Origin of the sequence: Corynebacterium sp. HMSC05D03, assembly GCF_001807205.1 — a bacterium.
Lineage (GTDB): Bacteria > Actinomycetota > Actinomycetes > Mycobacteriales > Mycobacteriaceae > Corynebacterium > Corynebacterium aurimucosum.
Window position 1 is genome coordinate 36607 of the sequence record NZ_KV788160.1, and the last position, 17482, is coordinate 54088.

Here is a 17482-nt window from a genome sequence, read left to right on the forward strand (position 1 = left end):
TAACGTTGTAGGGAGTTTGCATGGCCGCGGTCACGTTCATCCACACCTCCGATTTCCAGCTGGGCATGACCCGCTGGTTTTTAAGTCCCGCGGCGCAGTCGCGTTTTGATGATGACCGCGAAGCAGCGGTCTTGCGGCTGGGGGAGTTGGCCACCGAGACGGGTGCCGAGTTCATCGTTGTGGCCGGTGACGTCTTCGAGCACAACTCCTTGAGCAAAACCACGCTGTTGCGCGCGAAGGATATGTTCAAGCGCCTGCCGGTTCCGGTCTACTTGTTGCCCGGCAACCATGATCCGCTCGTGGCGGATTCCATCTTCTTCAACTCCTTTGCGGATAACGTGCACGTGATCGCTGATTCGGAGCCGATTGAGGTTCGCCCAGGCTTGGAGATCGTTGGTGCCCCTTACCTGTCTAAGCGGGCTAATTATGACCTCGTGCGCCGTGCGCTGGAGCCTTTAGAGCCTGCCGAGGAGGGCGCGGTTCGCATCGCGGTGGGCCACGGCCAGGTGGAATCCCGCGCGGGCGAGGGCGAGGACTCGGATGCCGATACGATCGACCTCGCCTTCGTGGAAGAATGCCTGGATAAGGGTGTTATCGATTACCTGGCGCTGGGGGATACACACTCCACCGAATCTCTCGGTTCTACCGGCAAGGTATGGTTCTCCGGCAGCCCGGAGACCACGGCCTTCGACGATAGGGAGCGCGATTCGGGCAACGCCTTGGTGGTGACCGTTGAGGGAGAGCGGGTGGACGTGGCCAAGCACCACGTTGGCCGCTGGGACTTCCGGGCGATTGATGCGGACGTTAACTCACTGGAGGAGGTCGAGGCTTTTCTTGCGGAGCTCGATGCCGTTCCGGAGAAGATTCGTACCGCGGTGAAGTACAGCCTGCGTGGCACCGTGGGCTTGAGCGCGCAGGCCCGTCTGGAGCAGGGCCTGGCGGAGATGGAGGAGGTCTTTGCCTCCCTCAAGCCGCGCAAGAGGACCATGGACCTGCATCTGGCGCCCTCAGAAGAAGAACTCGGCGAGCTGAGTTTGAGCGGGTACGCCGCCGATGCGCTAGCGGAGCTGCTCGAGGACCTAGATAATCCCACTGCCCGCGACGCCGCCAACCTGCTGTTCCGCCTCAGCGCGAAGGGAGCCTAAACCATGATGCAGCTGCATTCTGTTGAACTGAACAACGTCCGAGGCGTGGAGCACCTCGAGATCAAGGACCTCCCGGAGACCGGGGTGGTGGTCATCGGTGGGCCGAACGAAGCTGGAAAGTCCACGCTGGTGGAGGCCATCGATTTCGTGCTCACGGAAAAGCACACGGCAAATTCCAAGCCGGTGAGGGCGCTCCAGCCTGCCGGCCGCGATGTGGGACCTGAGGTCACGCTGGAGGCAACCGTGGGGCCTTACCGCTTCCGTATTCGCAAGCGGTGGGTGAAGAAGCGCACCTCGGAGCTGCATGTTTTCTCCCCGCGCCCGGGCCAGTGGACCGGTGCCGAGGCGGATGGGGAGTTGGAGCGCATCCTTAGTGAGAACGTGGACCGCGCGCTTCTCGACGCCCTCTTCGTCCGCCAGGACGACCCCCACCAAGGCATCGCCGCGGTGGGCATTCCTTCCCTAACCGCCGCACTCGAAGAAGAAACCGGGGCGAGTGCCGCGGCAGAAGATTCTGAACTGCTCACGCGCATCGAAGCGGAATATAAGGAGTACTTCACCGCGAAGACAGACAAGCCGGCAGGAGACTATAAGGCTGCCATTGCTGCGCTGGCGGATGCTGAGGAGAAGCACGCTGCCGCCGAGGCCGGCCTGCGCGAACTCGACGGCGTGGTGGAGCGCTATGAAGCCGCCGAGCTGAAGAAAGCCGAGGCTGAAGCCGCTCTGCCGGCAGCCGCGGAAGAATGCGAGCGCCGTGACGGTGAGCTGCTCGCCGCTCGGGCCGCCCAGGAGAAAGTCACCGCGCAGGAGGCGGCGGTGGCTCGGGCGGCGGAGGCTGTGACGCGCGCGGAGAAGGAAGCGGAGCGCCGTAAAGCTGTGGTTGCTGAGCATGCCGCAGCTGCCGAGGCTGCTGAGCGTGCCGCCGCAGCGGTTATTCAAGCCCGCGAGAGGGCCGAGGAAGAAGCCGCCGCCCGAGCGAAGCTGGAAGAAGTGCACGCCGAGGTCCACCAGCGCTATGAGGCCGTGCGCGAGGAGCGCCAGCGCGCCCGCCGCGCGCAGCAACGCGCTGAACGCGAGGCCCTGGGTACCCGCCTCGAAGCACTGAACAAACTGGAAGAGACTTTGGCGTCCCGCCGCCGTGAACTGGCCGCGACTCCCGACGTTCCGAACCTTCAGGCCTTGGAGGACGCTGCACGCGAGGTCACCGTCCAGGAGCGCCTGCGCGCGGCTGCGGCGGCCAAGCTTTACTTTTCTGGCGAGGGCTCCTTTAGCGTAGATGGCGAAGAATGTGCGCTGGAGAGCGGTCAAGAACTGGCAGTCGAACTGCGCGAGGGCACCACGCTGAAGATCGGCGACATTACCGCCCGCTATGCAGCCGGTGCGGGCGATAGCGGTGAGGAAGGCGTGGAGAAAGCCCGAGCGGAGCTCACACGCCTGCTGGAAGACGCCGGGTGCGAGGACGTGGAGGCCGCCCGTGCCACCCACGAAAAACACATAGAGCTAGCATCCGCTGCCGATACCGCGGCCCGCGAACTCACTGCGGCACTGGGTGGGGAGGACCTGGGTGAGTTGCGTGCTCGCTTCGAGGCGGGCGCGGCCGATGTTGCGGACACCGAGGGGCCCGGCGGCTCTACCGATTCCACCGCACAGCCGCGGGAGCTCGACGTCGTGGAGCAGGAAGAAGAGGAGCTGCGCAGGAAGCTGGATGAGCTCGACCGCGCCCTGGCACCCTACCGCGAGAACAAGGCGGGCGCCGCACTGGAGGTGGCGATGGTCCGTGCGGAGGAGGCCACGATGCAGCGTGATGCTCAGGCCGCAGCCGTAGAGGCCGCCCGCGCCCAGCTCAGTGATGCCGAGGTGACCGCCGCGATTGAGACAGCACGGACTGAGCTGGCGAAGGAGAAGGCGGCTTTGGAGGAGATGTCCACCGTGGATGTCGACACCGCAGAGCAGCTAGCTAGGGGAGCACACACGCACGTTGATTCGCTGAACGCAGCGGTCAATGCGGCGGTTGGCGATATGCGCGAGTTTAACGGGCTTATCACTATGCACTCTGGTGCAGCTGAGGATGCAGAGAAAGCTGCCGCGGAGCTCGAAGTGGCTCGTGAGCGCCATGCCGCTGTCGAGCGCCGTGCGAATGCCGCGCGCTACCTGCGTACGCTCATGCTGCGCCATCGCGACGCCGCCCGCCAGCGCTATGCCGCGCCGTTTGTCGCGGCGCTCAACGGCTTGGCCCGCACGGTCTTCGGTGGCGATGTGGACTTTGAACTCTCAGAAGAGCTCAAGGTCCAGGCTCGCAGCCGCAATGGTGAGACCGTAGCCTTCAACGCGCTGTCCGGTGGCGCCAAGGAGCAGTTGAGCATCTTGACGCGCTTTGCCATAGCGCAGCTGGTCTCTGAAGAACCGGTGCCGGTCATCATCGATGACGCCTTGGGCTCCACTGACTCACAGCGCCTTCAGCTCATGGCGGCGTTGTTTAGCAAGGCTGGAAGGAACACGCAGGTCATTGTGCTGACCTGTATGCCGCAGCGCTACTCGTGGGTATCTGGGCGCACGGACTTAGATATGGAGAAACTTACAAGCTCCTAAGTCCTAGCGTGTAGGGTATGAGCCATGACAGCGGACACTCGATGGCTCACCGAAAGCGAACAGAACCTCTGGCGGCATATTCTGGCCAGCATTCGCAAGATTAATCGCGGCATGGAGGAAACTCTCTTAGCCTGTAGCGATATCTCTGCGGCGGAGTTTGCAGTCCTCGTCTCGCTTTCGGAGGCACCTGAGCACACGCTGCGTTTGCGCGAGTTGTGCTCGGAACTGGACTGGGACCGCTCCCGCGCCTCCCACCAAATCACCCGCATGGAGAAGCGGGGTTTGGTGTGCAAAGAAAAGTGCGCGGGCGATGCGCGCGGTGTTGAAGTCGTTATGACGAAGCTCGGACAGGAGCGCCTTGAGGCGGCGGTGCCTGAGCACGTTGAGTCCGTACGCCGCATGGTCTTTGATCACCTCGATCCTGCCGATGCCCCTGCGCTCCTGCGATTCTGTGAGGGGGTCCTCTCAGAGAGCAACCTTCCGGGCTATGAGGGCTTCGTTCCGGATGAACGCTTGGGCCTCCACGCCGACTAGCTCCGCTTAGCGCGAGTAGAGTAGGGCCCGTCCGTTTACGCACTAGGAGGTGACTTTCCCGCACCATGATGGGACAAGAACTGTTTGAGCATCCGCAGCGCCAGTACACCACGTATGGCATCACCCCATTGACAGAGCTCAGCGCTCAGGTAGGCCCCGTTGAGGACCTAGAGGAGCTCACTGAGGAACAAGCCACCGCACTTGAGACTGCCCTTGAACAGCATCCGGAGGGTGCATTGACTTTCGATGACGCTTCGCAGCTGTGGATCGTCGGCGCGGAAGAAGATATTGAGCGCATGTTCCAGGACCGCGAAGATTTCGTCGAAGCGCTCAATAACAATGAGGACCCTGGGGTCTAGCCCACAGTCGGTGTCAAACTAAAGGCGGATAGCGGCGGAAATATCTGCGTTTAACTACGGACGGCTCTGCATAAACTGCTAAGATACTCTGTGTTAAAGGGCGAGCATCCCCCATGCTTTTTAAAGACAGCTTCAATGAGAGCGCAGTCTGGCTAGGGGAGCTAAGTGAAAGGACTAAACATGATCGGCGAGCGCGATTTGGCTCAGGAGCAGCGCGAAGCAGCTGCACGTGACAAGGCTGACGGCTGGGTATCCGTCTTCGTTCAGTGGATTCCCTCCATGCTTCTCTCCGTGGTGATGCTGGGCGCCTTGATGTTCGGCATGTACTACATCGAGCACGGCACCTTGGACATCACCCAGCCGATCGTCAACCAGTACATCACCCAGTAACTGGTTCGCTCCTCACGCTGCCGCCAAGCGGGGAAAACAGCTGACTTCAAGCCCCAGCAGAATTGCCTGCTGGGGCTTCATCCTTCTCACCTGCCGCCTTCTCAACCTTTCATCCGTCTCTCTTCGCGCTCACTCACTTCTCGCCCGCGCCCTTCGCGCTCACCGTGGGCCTTAATCTGCTGCCACAAACATGCTCGGTGAGCGCGAAGGGAGTATCTATCAGGCAGGGAGTGTATTCATCCGATAGCCTGAACTCCATGGACTCTCGCATCTACGTTCGCTATCTCAACGGCCCGCTCCTGTGGCTGGGAGTTATCGTTGGCCTTGCCGTCGTGGCAGCTGTGATTCCCACGATGATTGATTCCACGTGGGCAGCCATCCTCTTCGGCGCCCTGGTACTCGCCGCAACTGTGGCTTGCATTCTGATGCGGGTGAAGATCGTCGTGAGTGACGACGACGTTGCGGTCTCTATCCTGGGCATATTCACGAAGAGGATTCCACTCAGCGATATCACCGGGGCGAGCGTCGGTCCCGCGACCGGGCTCAAGGAAGGCGCAGGCCCGCGCATTGTCGACGGAGATTCGGCGTACATCGTGTCCGGGCCGACTGTGCGCATTGAACAGGGCCGAAGCTCTCTTCTCGCTTCGGCGAAGAATCCGGAGGAAGTGGCTGCGGATATTAAGGCGCGCTTGCGCTAGTTCCATATTCCCAGACCTCGATCCCGGGGTGGGTGGTGAGACGTCGGCAAGCGCTGGGCGACGCCCACCTGCAGGTTGCGGGTTTCAGGTCTGGGGGAATGCAAAATGCGCACGGTTGCCCCGCACACGTGGCGTCGTTGAAACGGTGGGCCGAGGCGCGGCATAGTGCGGGGCGGTTTGGGCATGAAAAAGTGCCCCTGACAGGGATCGAACCTGCGACCTTCGGTACCGGAAACCGATGCTCTAATCCGCTGAGCTACAAGGGCATTGCTGGCGAAATGCCAACGATGCGATTCTAGCCTATAAAGACTGAAGCGCAGTAATTGGCCTCACGCCGATGGGGGTGTGATGGGAAAGAAGGAGTGCTAGGACAGCCACTCCTTCATGGTTCCCGCCGTTCCTACTACTGGGCGGGCTGTTCCTGAGCCTGGGGCTGGTCAAAGAAGCCCGGCGCATCCGCGGTGTGGACGTCACCAGTGCGCAGGTAGTCCACCACAATCTGGTTCACAGCCTGGTTTCCCATGGCGAAGTGTCCGTGGCCCGGGCCGTGGACGGTCACCACGCGGGACTGCATCGGGTCAGACAGGCCGCGGTAGAAGGCATACGGGGTCTGCGGGTCGCCGGTGGACTGAATCTGCAGCGGCTTGGTAGCCAGCTGCGCGCCGCTGACCTGTACCGGCTTGGTGATTGGTGCGCGGCCACCGCAGCCGACGCCGGAGGCGTACATGGAGTTAAACAGCGTGAAGGGGTCAACGGTGACGTAGTTGGACCACAGGAAGGCCGGGATGCGCGTCGGATCCATCGGGGCGGTGTTCTCGTTGCACATGATGATGTTCTGCATACTCTGGGTATTCACCAGGCTCTGGATCGCAGCTTCCTGGTCCGCTTCGCTAGCCTGCGGCTCGATTGCGTTGAAGTCGAGCGGTTCGATGCCACCGATGTGCTTGGCCATCGCGTCCCAGGCCTCTGGGCGCGGGACTACCTGGTCGCGCGTTACCTGGAGGGTAGGGGAGGTAGCCTGGATGCCCTGCGGGTTGGATGCCTTGCCTGCGAGGTGCTCGGCCTGCACGCGCAGTTCGCCCGTGGCGGTCATGATATTCGCGCCCGGCTGGCCGGCGAATTCGAGGCCCGGCGGGAGATCACCAATCTCGGCGTCCGGCGGCAATACGGTGGGGCGCACGCCGGCCTCGGCGGCGACAATCTGAGACCAGCGCTCGTAGGCCTTCAGCGGAGTCTTGCCCGCGTGGTAGGTGTCATCGTTCTTCGCCACGAAGTTAAAGAAGTCATGCAGGGCATTTTCGTAGCCTGCCTGCTGGGATGCGAAGATCTGGTTCCAGGCCATGTCCGGATTCATGCCGGAATCCAGCACCACCTTGTCGGTGTGCTGCGGGAAGAGAGTGGCGTAGGTCGACCCCAGGAAGGTGCCGTAGGACAGGCCAGCGATGTTAATGCGTTCATCGCCGAGTGCCTGGCGTACAACCTCCCAGTCGCGGGCGGTGTTCTCTGTGGTAAGGGAGTCGGTGTAGCCCGGGGTGTTCTTCTCGCAGTTGTTGCGGGTAACGGCACCTGCCTTCGTGAGAGTCTCTAGCGGATTGCCTGTGGCCGCGGTCATGGAGCAGTTCAGCGCGCCGGAATCGCGCAGGCCGCGCGGCTGGACGCCGATGATGTCGAACTCCTGCTCAATCTCGTCTGGCCAATTCGCGTTGTTCACCCAGGCGTATGCATCGCCGCTCGGGCCGCCCGGGTTGGTAAACAGGCTGCCCTTGCGCTCGCCGGTGGCCTTGAGGCGAATGAGTCCGACGTCGATGGTGCCCTTTTCCGGCGCATCGTGATAGGTCGGAGCCGTAACGTGACCGCACTCGGCGCGCTCCTCAGTGACCCCCTCCGGGCACGGCCCCCACTTGATGGTGGGTTGGTCTGCGTGGGCAACAGCGGGCGCGGCAACCAGGCCGGCAGCAACAGCTACGGGTCCCAGCACCGAGCCTAAAACGCGAGAAAGACGCATAGAATAAGGCTCCTAGAATCGTTAATTAGTACGTGCCTTATCCTATGCGCCGGGGGTGATGTGAGCCGAGTGTTCGGAAGGGGCGGGTGCCCCCGAACGTCACATTACTTAACAATCACCACAATGAGATCACGCGGGCCGTGGACACCCTCCACGCGGGAGAGCTCGATATCCGAGGTCGCGGAAGGGCCCGAGATCCACGTTGCCGGGCGCTCCGGGTTCATGCGGGAGACCATCTCCGGGACGCCATAGACAATCTGGTCCTTGCGCACGATGCACACGTGACGGTCCGGCACCAAGGTCAGCGCGCGGCGGCCACAGGTCTCATTGGACTCGAGCACGATGGTGCCGGTCTGGGCGGAGGTGACGTGGGATTCGGTCACCACTGCATCGACGGCGTCGAGCTCGCGCGGGTCCTTGGCGTTGTCGTCTGGGGTGGTGGTGCCTTCGAAGCCGTCGAGAAGCCCAGCGTCCATGCCGGGTGCGTAGACGACGTTCGAGCAACCGCGCTCTTTAAGGATGTCCACGAGGGTGGAGTTCAACCCAGACTCATCGGTGACGTGCACATCAGCCTTGTAGTCTTCGAGGCGGTCCACCAGCATCTCACGCAGCTCATCCTCGTTGAGCGTGCCTTCCTTCTGGTACTCGCGCGGAATGTCTACGTGGTCCGGCAGGCCAGCCTGCTTCTGGGCGGCGGAAATGCGGTTGAGGATTTCCTCTTTGGCGGTGGTCACTTGATGCCCTCCTTCTTGGCTTGGGCGAGGAGTTCTTGAGCTTCGTCGGTGTTGAACCATTGGCGGAAGGACTTCTTCGGCGGAACGGCAGTATCGCGTACCTCGGACCAACCAGACATGAACAGCGGCAGCTTGTCGATGACTCCGTTGAAACCACCGAGGACACGGCCGAGCGCCACCATGTGGGTGATCTGGTTCCAAATCTTCGGGTTCTTCCACACCAGCTCCACGACCTGGAAGAGCTTCTCCTCGACCGGCGGGGTGGCGTGGGTGACCTTCTGGTAGCGGTTTTCCAGAATGACCTGGGAGAGCGGGATGCGCACCGGGCACACCTCATCGCAGCGGCCACACAGGGAGCAGGCGTAGGGCAAGCTTGCCGACGGATCGTTGTGGTCCTTCATGCCAGTCAGCTGCGGCGTCAGGGAGATGCCGATCGGGCCCGGGTAGACCGAGCCATAGGCGTGGCCGCCGGCGCGCTCGTAGACCGGGCAGACGTTCAGGCAGGCAGAGCAGCGAATGCACTTGAGTGCCTCGTGTCCCTTGGGGGAGGACAGTGCAGCGGTGCGGCCGTTATCCAGCAACACGATGTGGAAGTTCTGCGGGCCGTCACCTTCGGTCACGCCCGACCACATGGAGGTGTACGGGTTCATGCGCTCCGCGGTGGAGGAGCGCGGCAGCAGCTGCAGGAAGACCTCGAGGTCCTGGAAAGTCGGGACCAGCTTCTCAATACCCATCACGGTAATGAGGGTCTCCGGCAGGGTCAGGCACATGCGGCCATTGCCCTCAGACTCCACGATGTTGATGGTGCCGGTTTCTGCCACACCGAAGTTGGCGCCGGAGATGGCGACCTTAGCCTTCATGAACTGCTCGCGCAGGAACTGGCGGGATGCTTCGGCCAGCTCCGCCGGCTCGGCCTTGAGGGAGTCATCCGTATTCGGCATCTTGTTGACAAAGATGTCACGGATCTCCGCGCGGTTGCGGTGAATAGCCGGGACCAGAATGTGGGAAGGCTTGTCCTCACCCAGCTGGACGATGAGCTCCGCCAGGTCAGTTTCCTGGGCGTGGATGCCGGCCTCTTCCAGGTGCTCGTTGAGAGCGATTTCCTGGGTAGCCATGGACTTAATCTTGACCACGTCGGTCTCACCGGTTTCGCGGATAAGCCCCTCGATGATCTCGTTGGCTTCCTTGGCGTCGCGTGCCCAGTGGACGATGCCTCCGCGCTTGGTCACCTGCTCTTCGAATTGGAGCAGCAGTTCGCCCATGCGCACGGCGACGTCATCCTTGAGTGCAGAGCCGGCGTCGCGAAGCTGCTCCCAGTCCGGTGTTTCATCAACGGCGTGCTGGCGCTTGTCACGAATCGTGGTGGTGGCGTGGTGCAGGTTGCGGCGCTGGGTGGCGTTGTTGAGACCCACGTGAGCCAGCGGCACGAAGGCCTTCGATCCGCGCAGGTTGCCGTAGCCTTCTGGGGCGCGGGGAGGGGTGGTGTCGAGGAAGGAAGTCATTAGAGCATCTTCTCCTTGGAGTAGGCCGCGGAGGTGGGAGTCCACGGGTGTTCCTTGGTGGAGGCGAGGATTTCCGCCAGGTGGATAGCGCGAACACCGGAGCGCTGGCGAGCCAAAGCGCCACCGATGTTCATCAGGCAGGAGGAGTCACCGCCGGTGACGTATTCGGCCTCGGTTTCGCGGATGTGGCGGGTTTTGTCACCCACCATCGCGGCAGAAACCTCGGCGTTCTTGAGCGCGAAGGTGCCGCCGAAGCCACAGCACTCTTCAGCATTAGGCAGCGGGGCGAGGTCGATTCCTTCGACCTCCTTAAGAAGCTGGTAGGGGCGGTCACCCAGTTTGAGGAAACGTAGGCCGTGGCAGGAGGGGTGGTAGGTCACGCGGTGAGGGAAGAAGGCGCCGACGTTGGTGACACCGGCGACGTCGACAAGAAACTCCGGCAAGTCCAGGGTCTTGCCGGCTGCCTTCTTGGCGCCGTCCACATCAGCGGAGGTGCCGAAGCGGTCCGCGATCATCTCGTGCTGCTCGCGCACGGCGCCCACGCAGGAGCCGGAGGCAGAAACCACGTAATCAATGGAGGGATCCGCGAAGGCGTCCGCATAGGTGCGGATCATGCCCAAGGTCTGCTCCTGGTAGCCGGTGTTGATGTGCATCTGGCCGCAACAAGTCTGTTCCTCGGGGAAGACGACGTCGTAGCCCAGGCGGGAGAGGATCAGGGCCGTGGCCTTGTGGGCATCGGGGAAAAGTGAGTCACCGATGCAGGTGGAAAACAATGCTATTCGCATTTGTGAGCGCTCCTTAATCTGCCTCCATGTGGCTTGTCCCGTGCTGTGCACAGCGGAGTTGTGCTCGGATGCGCGCTACCAGGACAGCCGCACTGGGCATTTTTCGAGTGTGTACCTTTGAGCCTACCGCCCAAAACTCACATTATCGACACGGGATTACCCCTCCTACCTGGCTTTTTATCGCAACACTAATGTTGTGAAATTCCTAACGTGCGGTGATGGTCGCAGCGGTCGCGGCCGATATGAGGCAACCCCCAGACTGGGCGATGAAGACGCCCGAATCTGGGGGTAGTTAGTGGTGTAGAACTTTATGGCTAAATCCTTTTAGGGGACCAAGAAGCCCAGCACGTTGGTCATGAGGAAGACGATGACGCACACGACGGCGAGGAAGGCCACGGAGTAGCCCACGACCGCCTTGAAGATGCGGGATTCCTCGCCCTCCATCTGCACGGCGGTGGCGGCGATGGCCAGTGACTGCGGGGAGATCATCTTGCCCACAACGCCACCGGAGGTATTGGCGGCCAGCATGAGGTCCGGATTGACGCCGATGCGCTCGGCGGCGGTGACCTGCAGGTTGGCAAAGAGTGCGTTAGCGGAGGTATCCGAACCGGTAACCGCGGTACCAATCCAACCCAAGACGGGGGAGAAGAGCGCGAAGATACCTCCGACAGAAGCCACGAACTGGCCGATGGAGATGGTCTGGCCGGAGTAGTTCATAGTGTAGGCCAGCGCCAGGACCAGGATGATGGTCAGCGCAGAGAACTTCATGCGGGAGATAACCTCGCCAAACTTAGCTAGCGGTGCCGATGCCTCCAGCGTGTAGCGGCCGTTCTCGTTGAAGGACATGTAGATAACAGCCACGATGATGCCGGAAATCAACAGCAGGGTGCCCGGGTTGCCCAACACGTTGAACTTAAACGCGGTATCCATGGCGTGGCCTTCGGCGTCGAAGACGGTGCCTTCGAGAAGCGGCCAGGCAACGTTGAGCTGCAGGAAGCCGAAGATGGCAGGCCATGCGGTGGCGATTGCGAAGACTGCAGTGACCACGGCATAGGGCAGCAGTGCCATCCAGATGCGGCTGCCGTTGAGGTCCGTGACCTCCTCTTGGGCGGGCAACTCCATGCGCTCACGCAGGCTGTCCACACCCTTGGGCTTCCACACACGCAGGAAGAGGAAGCCAGCGCCGAGGGAGACAATGCAAGCCACGACGTTGGTGAGCTGGTAGGCAAAGAAGGTGGCCGCGGCCCACTGAGCAATGGCGAAGGAGATGCCGATGACAGCGGCGGCGGGACCTGCTTCTTTAACACCGCGCATGCCGTCAAGGATGAAGAGGATAAAGAAAGGCACGACGGCGGCGATGAGCAGGACCTGCAGCGAAATCAGTCCGGCGATATCAGCGGTCTGTTCGGCGGTACGGCCGCCCACGGAGCCTGCGGTGGTCACCGGGATGCCTACCGCGCCGAAGGCCACGGGTGCGGTGTTGGCGATGAGCACGGTGGTGGCTGCCTTGAGGGGTTTGACGCCCAGCGCCAGGATCATGGTGGCCGTAATTGCTACCGGAGCGCCGAAGCCGGCGAGCGCCTCCAAGAGGCCACCGAAGCAGAAAGCGATGAGAATGGCCTGGATGCGAATATCGCCATCGCCCAAGAGGTCAAAGGTCTTGCGCAGGTCATTGAAGCGGCCAGAGGCCACGGTGACCTCGTAGAACCAGATGGCAGTAATGATCACCCAGACGATGGGGAAGAGGCCGAAGAGCCCGCCGCGCACCGCGGAGGACAAAGCCATGCCGGTTGGCATGCCCATGCCAAAAATGGCGATGAGAACCGCGACGAGAAGCGCTACCGCACCCGAGGAGTGAGCGCGGGCCTTGAGCCCTAGGAGCATGATGAAGAACGCGATGAGCGGCAGCGTGGACACCAGCGCGGTGAGCCCGACGTTGCCAGCAATGGCGTCGGTGGTGATGTTGAAGGTTGACATAAAACTCAATTCCAGTTGGCTCCCGCTGGCGTCTTTGTGGAGAAACCCGGCATGCGGCACCGCATGTGTCGGCCAAGCGAGAAGGCGAAAGGTTGGATCGATTCAGATAACGCCTTTAGGGTAGAACTTGGTGCTTCGCTGTGCCGCATTGTTCACCTGATGGGGGTGAGTGACCTTGCTAACCTCTGCGACCTGATAGCGCCTCCCAGCGGCGGAGACGATAGACTTTGGCCCTATGAATCCTGAAGATCTTTCCGTCCTGATCAAGAACACTGCCGCTGCCGTGCTCACCGAGCATGAACTGGACGCCTCCGTCCTGCCAGAGACTGTCACCGTGGAGCGCCCGCGCAACCCGGAGCACGGTGACTATGCCACCAACCTGGCACTCCAGGTAGCCAAGAAGGCTGGTGCCCAGCCCCGCGAGCTGGCGCAGTGGTTGGCGGATGCCCTCGCCGGCAACGACGCCATCGATGAGGCCTCCATCGCGGGCCCGGGATTCCTTAACATTCGCCTCGCTGCCGCAGCGCAGGGCGCCATCGTGGCCCAGGTGCTCAATGCCGGTGCAGACTTCGGCAGCAACACCACCTACCAGGGCAAGAAGATCAACCTGGAGTTCGTCTCCGCGAACCCGACTGGCCCGATCCACCTGGGCGGAACCCGCTGGGCTGCCGTGGGTGATTCGCTGGGCCGCGTGCTCGAAGCCTCCGGCGCGGAGGTGACCCGCGAGTACTACTTCAACGATCACGGCGGCCAGATCGACCGCTTCGCTCGTTCCCTCGTGGCTGCCGCCAAGGGCGAGCCGACCCCGGAGGACGGTTACGGCGGCGATTACATCAAGGAGATCGCTCAGGGTGTGCTGGAGCAGACCCCGGACGCCCTCGACGGCAGCGATGCCGAGGTCCAGGAAGCCTTCCGCTCCGCGGGCGTGGAGATGATGTTCGCCCAGATTAAGAAGTCCCTCCACGAGTTCGGCGTGGACTTCGATGTCTACTTCCACGAGAACTCCCTCTTCGAGTCCGGTGCCGTGGAGAAGGCCATCCAAAAGCTCAAGGACAACGGCAAGCTCTACGAGTCTGAGGGCGCATGGTGGCTGAAGTCCACCGAGTACGGCGATGATAAGGACCGCGTGGTCATCAAGTCCGATGGCAACGCCGCCTACATCGCCGGCGATATCGCCTACGTGGCTGATAAGTTTGACCGCGGCCACGACCTGGCCATCTACATGCTGGGCGCAGACCATCACGGCTACATCGCTCGCTTGCGCGCTTCCGCCCAGGCTTTGGGCTATGACCCGGAGGCCGTCGAGGTCCTCATCGGCCAGATGGTCAACCTGGTCCGCGATGGCCAAGCGGTCAAGATGTCTAAGCGTGCCGGAACCGTCATCACTCTTGATGACCTCGTCGAGGCCATCGGTGTCGACGGTGCGCGCTACTCCCTGGTGCGTTCCTCCGTGGATTCCAGCCTGGACATCGACTTAGGCCTGTGGGCTTCGCAGTCTGCGGATAATCCGGTCTACTACGTGCAGTATGGACATGCCCGTATCTGCTCCATCCTGCGCAAGGCAGAAGAGCTGGGCTTCGATACTGCCGCGCTTGCCGACGCCCCCCTCGACCTCCTCACCCACGATAAGGAAGGCGACCTCATTCGCACCCTGGGCGAGTTCCCGGAGGTTGTGGCCACCGCCGCCACGCTGCGCGAACCGCACCGCATCGCGCGCTATGCCGAGGAGCTTGCCGCCGTGTTCCACCGCTTCTATGACCAGTGCCAGGTGTTGCCGAAGGCTGGTGAAGAGACCGAGCCGATTCACTCTGCGCGCCTCGCCCTGGCCAGCGCCACCCGCCAGGTCATGGCCAATGCCCTGACCATGGTTGGGGTCAGCGCACCGGAGAAGATGTAAGACGGAGAAGATGTAAGACGGAGAAGATATAAGACAAGGTATCGATGACTGATTTCAATTCTCTTCCGGCCCACGTGTGGCCGCGCAAAGCTGCTCGTGATTCCGATGGTGTGGTCTCGATCGGCGGCGTTTCCCTGACCGACCTGGCCGAAGAATACGGCACCCCGCTCTATGTCTTTGATGAGCAGGATTTCCGCTCACGCTGCCGGGACATGGCCCAGGCCTTCGGCGGCCCCGACCACGTGCACTATGCCTCCAAGGCTTTCATCACCAAGCGCATCGTCCGCTGGGTAGATGAGGAGGGCCTGTGCCTTGACGTGGCCTCCCTCAACGAGGCCAAGCTGGCGCTCGCTGCGGACTTCCCACCGGAGCGCATGACCGCGCACGGCAACAACAAGGAAGACGAATACCTTGAGTTGTGCGTAAACGAGGGGATTGGCCATGTGGTCTTGGATAACGCGGAGGAGCTCTCGCGCCTCAACAGCATTGCTGCGGCCGCCGGCCGTGTGCAGCCGGTGATGATCCGCGTCAAGCCCGGCGTGGATGCCCACACACACGAATTCATCGCCACGGCTCATGAGGATCAAAAGTTCGGCATTTCCCTGTCCACCGGCGCCGCCTTCGATGTCGCTCGCACGGTGCTGGAATCCGCGAACCTAAAGCTCGTGGGCCTGCACTGCCACGTGGGCTCCTCGGTGTTTAATGCCGATGGCTTCAAGCTGGCCGCCGAGCGCGTGCTGAGCCTATATAAGCGCATTCACTCCGAGCTCGGCGTTGCCCTTGAGGAGCTGGACTTGGGCGGCGGCTTCGGCATTCCCTACATGGAATACGAGGAAGCACTCGACGTCGCCACGCTGGCCAAGGACCTGCTCGACGCCGTGAAGCGAACCGCCACTGAACTCGGCATCAAGCCGCCCTTCGTGCTGGTGGAGCCCGGCCGCTCGCTGGTGGGTGCCTCCGCGGTCACCGTCTACCGCGTGGGCACGGTCAAGGACGTGGAGACCGGCAAGGCGGATCTGCCGATGCGCCGCTACCTCTCCGTGGACGGTGGCATGTCCGATAACATCCGGCCGGCGCTCTATGGCTCTGAGTATGACGTGCGCGTGGTCAACCGCCGCACCCAGGGCCAGCCGGTGGACTCGCGCATCGTGGGCTTCCACTGTGAGTCCGGTGACATTCTGGTCAACGAGCGCCGTTTCCCCTCGGATATCACTACCGGGGATCTCCTCGCTTTCGCCACCACCGGCGCCTATCAGTACATGATGGCCTCGCGCTATAACGGCGCTCTGCGCCCAGCAGTAGTTTCCGTGCGTGACGGCAAAGCCTCGCTCATGCTGCGCCGGGAAACGGTGGAGGACTTGCTGGCGTTGGACGTCGACTAGCGCGGCGTTGGCACAGCTCACCGCATTTTATTCACAAAGACATGGCCGGTCGCACGTTGTGCCGGCCATTTCGTATAGAAATAGACAGCTCGTTCTGTATAGTGATGGGCTAGCACGTAAGAATCTTTCGCAATTTCAACAAGGGGACACCATGACGACGAACCGTAGCAAGAAGCCCGAAGGCGAACCCGTAGGGATCGCGCTGCTTGGATTTGGCACTGTGGGCGCTGAGGTTTTCCGCCTCGTGCAGGAGAACGCTGACGCTTTTGCACACCGCATCGGCGGTCCCGTGGAGATCCGCGGTGTCGCCGTGCACAACAAGAACAAGCTGCGCCCGGGCGTGCCGGCGGAGCTGCTGACCGACGACGCCAAGGCGCTTGTCCTGCGCGATGATATCGACCTCGTCGTCGAGGTCATCGGCGGCATTGATTTCCCGCGCGAGCTTGTCCTCGCCGCCCTCAACGCCGGTAAATCCGTGGTCACCGCCAACAAGGCTCTCGTGGCCGCGCACGCGGATGAGCTCGCTGAAGCTGCCGACCGCGCCGACGTTGACCTTTACTTCGAGGCCGCTGTAGCCGCCGCCATCCCGGTCGTCGGCATGCTGCGCCGCTCCCTGGCCGGTGACAAGATCCAGCGCATCTCCGGAATCGTCAACGGCACCACCAACTTCATCCTGGACGCCATGGAGTCCACCGGTTCCTCCTATGAGGATGCGCTGGCTGAGGCCACGCGCCTGGGCTACGCCGAGGCCGACCCTACCGCTGACGTAGAGGGCCACGACGCTGCCTCCAAGGCTGCCATCCTCGCATCCCTGGGCTTCTATACCCGCCTGACCTTCGACGATGTCTACTGCGAGGGTATTTCCAAGATCACCGCCGATGACATCACGGCTGCCAACCAGGCCGGCTACTCCATCAAGTTGCTGGCCATCTGTGAGCGCCTCGTGGATGAGGAGACCGGTGCGGAATCCGTCAACGCCCGCGTGCACCCGACGTTGGTTCCGAAGGAGCACCCGCTGGCTTCGGTCAGCCAGTCCTATAACGCCATCTTCGTTGAGGCGGAGGCCGCTGGTTCTCTGATGTTCTACGGCAACGGTGCCGGCGGTAACCCGACGGCATCTGCTGTGCTGGGTGATGTCATCGGCGCGGCACGCAACATCGTCCACGGCGGCCGTGCGCCGGGGGAGAACACCTACGCCAACCTACCTATTGCGGAGTTCGGAGAAGTGGAAACTCGTTATCACGTCGACATGGAAGTTGAAGACCGCACCGGCGTGCTCTCCGCCATCTCCGGTGTCTTTGCCCGCCACGGTGTCTCCCTGCGCACCGTGCGCCAGGAAGACGGCGATGCCACCGCCCGCCTCATCGTGGTCACCCACGCGGCGAAGGAAGCGGTGCTCGAGGATATCGTTGCTGCCCTCGGCGAGCTCGATGAGGTCAAGGCCGTTCACTCCGTCATCCGCCTGGGCGTTTAAGGGGCTTAGGT

Annotated in this window: 14 protein-coding genes and 1 tRNA gene; 9 read left to right on the forward strand and 6 right to left on the reverse strand. The window is 62.2% G+C overall.

All coding sequences use genetic code 11. The features are described 5' to 3' along the window. Positions 1-20 precede the first annotated feature (20 nt). The 6 genes from HMPREF3147_RS01380 (at position 21) to HMPREF3147_RS01405 (ending at position 5715) form a co-directional block, all read left to right on the forward strand. Positions 21-1145 (forward strand): metallophosphoesterase, encoded by a 1125-nt coding sequence (locus HMPREF3147_RS01380; RefSeq protein WP_070443719.1) that lies wholly within the window; start codon positions 21-23, stop codon positions 1143-1145. A 3-nt stretch (positions 1146-1148) separates the two neighbouring features. After that, positions 1149-3734: an AAA family ATPase gene (locus tag HMPREF3147_RS01385; protein WP_070443722.1), complete on the forward strand. Its 2586-nt coding sequence runs from the start codon at positions 1149-1151 to the stop codon at positions 3732-3734. A 24-nt stretch (positions 3735-3758) separates the two neighbouring features. Continuing rightward, entirely contained in the window at positions 3759-4268 is a 510-nt protein-coding gene (locus tag HMPREF3147_RS01390) for a MarR family winged helix-turn-helix transcriptional regulator (protein WP_070443726.1), read from the forward strand. Positions 4269-4333: 65 nt separating this feature from the next. Beyond that, a complete protein-coding gene (locus HMPREF3147_RS01395) occupies positions 4334-4627 on the forward strand; it encodes a molecular chaperone GrpE (protein ID WP_070443729.1) in 294 nt (97 codons plus the stop codon). A 180-nt stretch (positions 4628-4807) separates the two neighbouring features. Then, positions 4808-5017, forward strand: coding sequence for a hypothetical protein (locus tag HMPREF3147_RS01400; protein WP_070443732.1), 210 nt, complete (start codon positions 4808-4810; stop codon positions 5015-5017). Between the two features lie 257 nt (positions 5018-5274). Continuing rightward, positions 5275-5715, forward strand: a complete 441-nt coding sequence (locus tag HMPREF3147_RS01405) for a hypothetical protein (RefSeq protein WP_070443836.1) — start codon at positions 5275-5277, stop codon at positions 5713-5715. Between the two features lie 192 nt (positions 5716-5907). On the opposite strand, the gene HMPREF3147_RS01410 is transcribed toward HMPREF3147_RS01405, so the two are convergent. From HMPREF3147_RS01410 to HMPREF3147_RS01435, 6 genes are all read right to left on the reverse strand, one after another. Beyond that, positions 5908-5981, reverse strand: a tRNA-Arg gene (locus HMPREF3147_RS01410). 137 nt (positions 5982-6118) lie between these two features. Continuing rightward, a complete protein-coding gene (locus HMPREF3147_RS01415) occupies positions 6119-7720 on the reverse strand; it encodes an alpha/beta fold hydrolase (RefSeq protein ID WP_070443735.1) in 1602 nt (533 codons plus the stop codon). A gap of 104 nt (positions 7721-7824) precedes the next feature. Beyond that, a complete protein-coding gene (locus HMPREF3147_RS01420; protein WP_070443739.1) occupies positions 7825-8454 on the reverse strand; it encodes a LutC/YkgG family protein in 630 nt (209 codons plus the stop codon). Next, the gene (locus HMPREF3147_RS01425) at positions 8451-9956 is read right to left on the reverse strand and encodes a LutB/LldF family L-lactate oxidation iron-sulfur protein (protein ID WP_070443742.1); all 1506 of its coding nucleotides are present in this window, start codon (positions 9954-9956) and stop codon (positions 8451-8453) included. The genes HMPREF3147_RS01420 and HMPREF3147_RS01425 overlap by 4 nt, the downstream gene beginning before the upstream one ends. Continuing rightward, complete coding sequence (locus HMPREF3147_RS01430; protein ID WP_010187137.1) at positions 9956-10741, reverse strand: (Fe-S)-binding protein; 786 nt, start codon at positions 10739-10741, stop codon at positions 9956-9958. Before HMPREF3147_RS01430 ends, HMPREF3147_RS01425 begins: the two co-directional genes overlap by 1 nt. A 324-nt stretch (positions 10742-11065) precedes the next feature. After that, complete coding sequence (locus HMPREF3147_RS01435) at positions 11066-12718, reverse strand: L-lactate permease (protein ID WP_070443748.1); 1653 nt, start codon at positions 12716-12718, stop codon at positions 11066-11068. A 235-nt stretch (positions 12719-12953) separates the two neighbouring features. On the opposite strand from HMPREF3147_RS01435, the gene argS reads away from it, so the two are divergent. From argS to HMPREF3147_RS01450, 3 genes are all read left to right on the forward strand, one after another. Further along, positions 12954-14615, forward strand: a complete 1662-nt coding sequence (argS, locus tag HMPREF3147_RS01440) for an arginine--tRNA ligase (RefSeq protein WP_070443751.1) — start codon at positions 12954-12956, stop codon at positions 14613-14615. A gap of 44 nt (positions 14616-14659) precedes the next feature. Next, positions 14660-15997 carry a diaminopimelate decarboxylase gene (gene lysA / locus HMPREF3147_RS01445; RefSeq protein ID WP_070443754.1) on the forward strand — a complete coding sequence of 446 codons (1338 nt, stop codon included), beginning with the start codon at positions 14660-14662 and terminating at the stop codon, positions 15995-15997. A 151-nt stretch (positions 15998-16148) separates the two neighbouring features. Beyond that, on the forward strand, positions 16149-17471 hold the full coding sequence (locus HMPREF3147_RS01450) for a homoserine dehydrogenase (RefSeq protein WP_070443757.1): 1323 nt from the start codon (positions 16149-16151) through the stop codon (positions 17469-17471). Positions 17472-17482 lie beyond the last annotated feature (11 nt).

Coding starts and splice junctions, on each gene's coding strand:
- HMPREF3147_RS01415 (WP_070443735.1), bottom strand. CDS start 7,720: ATGCGTCTTTCTCGCGTTTTAGGCTCGGTGCTGGGACCCGTAGCTGTT.
- HMPREF3147_RS01425 (WP_070443742.1), bottom strand. CDS start 9,956: ATGACTTCCTTCCTCGACACCACCCCTCCCCGCGCCCCAGAAGGCTAC.
- HMPREF3147_RS01390 (WP_070443726.1), top strand. CDS start 3,759: ATGACAGCGGACACTCGATGGCTCACCGAAAGCGAACAGAACCTCTGG.
- HMPREF3147_RS01405 (WP_070443836.1), top strand. CDS start 5,275: ATGGACTCTCGCATCTACGTTCGCTATCTCAACGGCCCGCTCCTGTGG.
- HMPREF3147_RS01400 (WP_070443732.1), top strand. CDS start 4,808: ATGATCGGCGAGCGCGATTTGGCTCAGGAGCAGCGCGAAGCAGCTGCA.
- HMPREF3147_RS01435 (WP_070443748.1), bottom strand. CDS start 12,718: ATGTCAACCTTCAACATCACCACCGACGCCATTGCTGGCAACGTCGGG.
- argS (WP_070443751.1), top strand. CDS start 12,954: ATGAATCCTGAAGATCTTTCCGTCCTGATCAAGAACACTGCCGCTGCC.
- HMPREF3147_RS01430 (WP_010187137.1), bottom strand. CDS start 10,741: ATGCGAATAGCATTGTTTTCCACCTGCATCGGTGACTCACTTTTCCCC.
- HMPREF3147_RS01380 (WP_070443719.1), top strand. CDS start 21: ATGGCCGCGGTCACGTTCATCCACACCTCCGATTTCCAGCTGGGCATG.
- HMPREF3147_RS01450 (WP_070443757.1), top strand. CDS start 16,149: ATGACGACGAACCGTAGCAAGAAGCCCGAAGGCGAACCCGTAGGGATC.
- HMPREF3147_RS01385 (WP_070443722.1), top strand. CDS start 1,149: ATGATGCAGCTGCATTCTGTTGAACTGAACAACGTCCGAGGCGTGGAG.
- HMPREF3147_RS01395 (WP_070443729.1), top strand. CDS start 4,334: ATGATGGGACAAGAACTGTTTGAGCATCCGCAGCGCCAGTACACCACG.
- lysA (WP_070443754.1), top strand. CDS start 14,660: ATGACTGATTTCAATTCTCTTCCGGCCCACGTGTGGCCGCGCAAAGCT.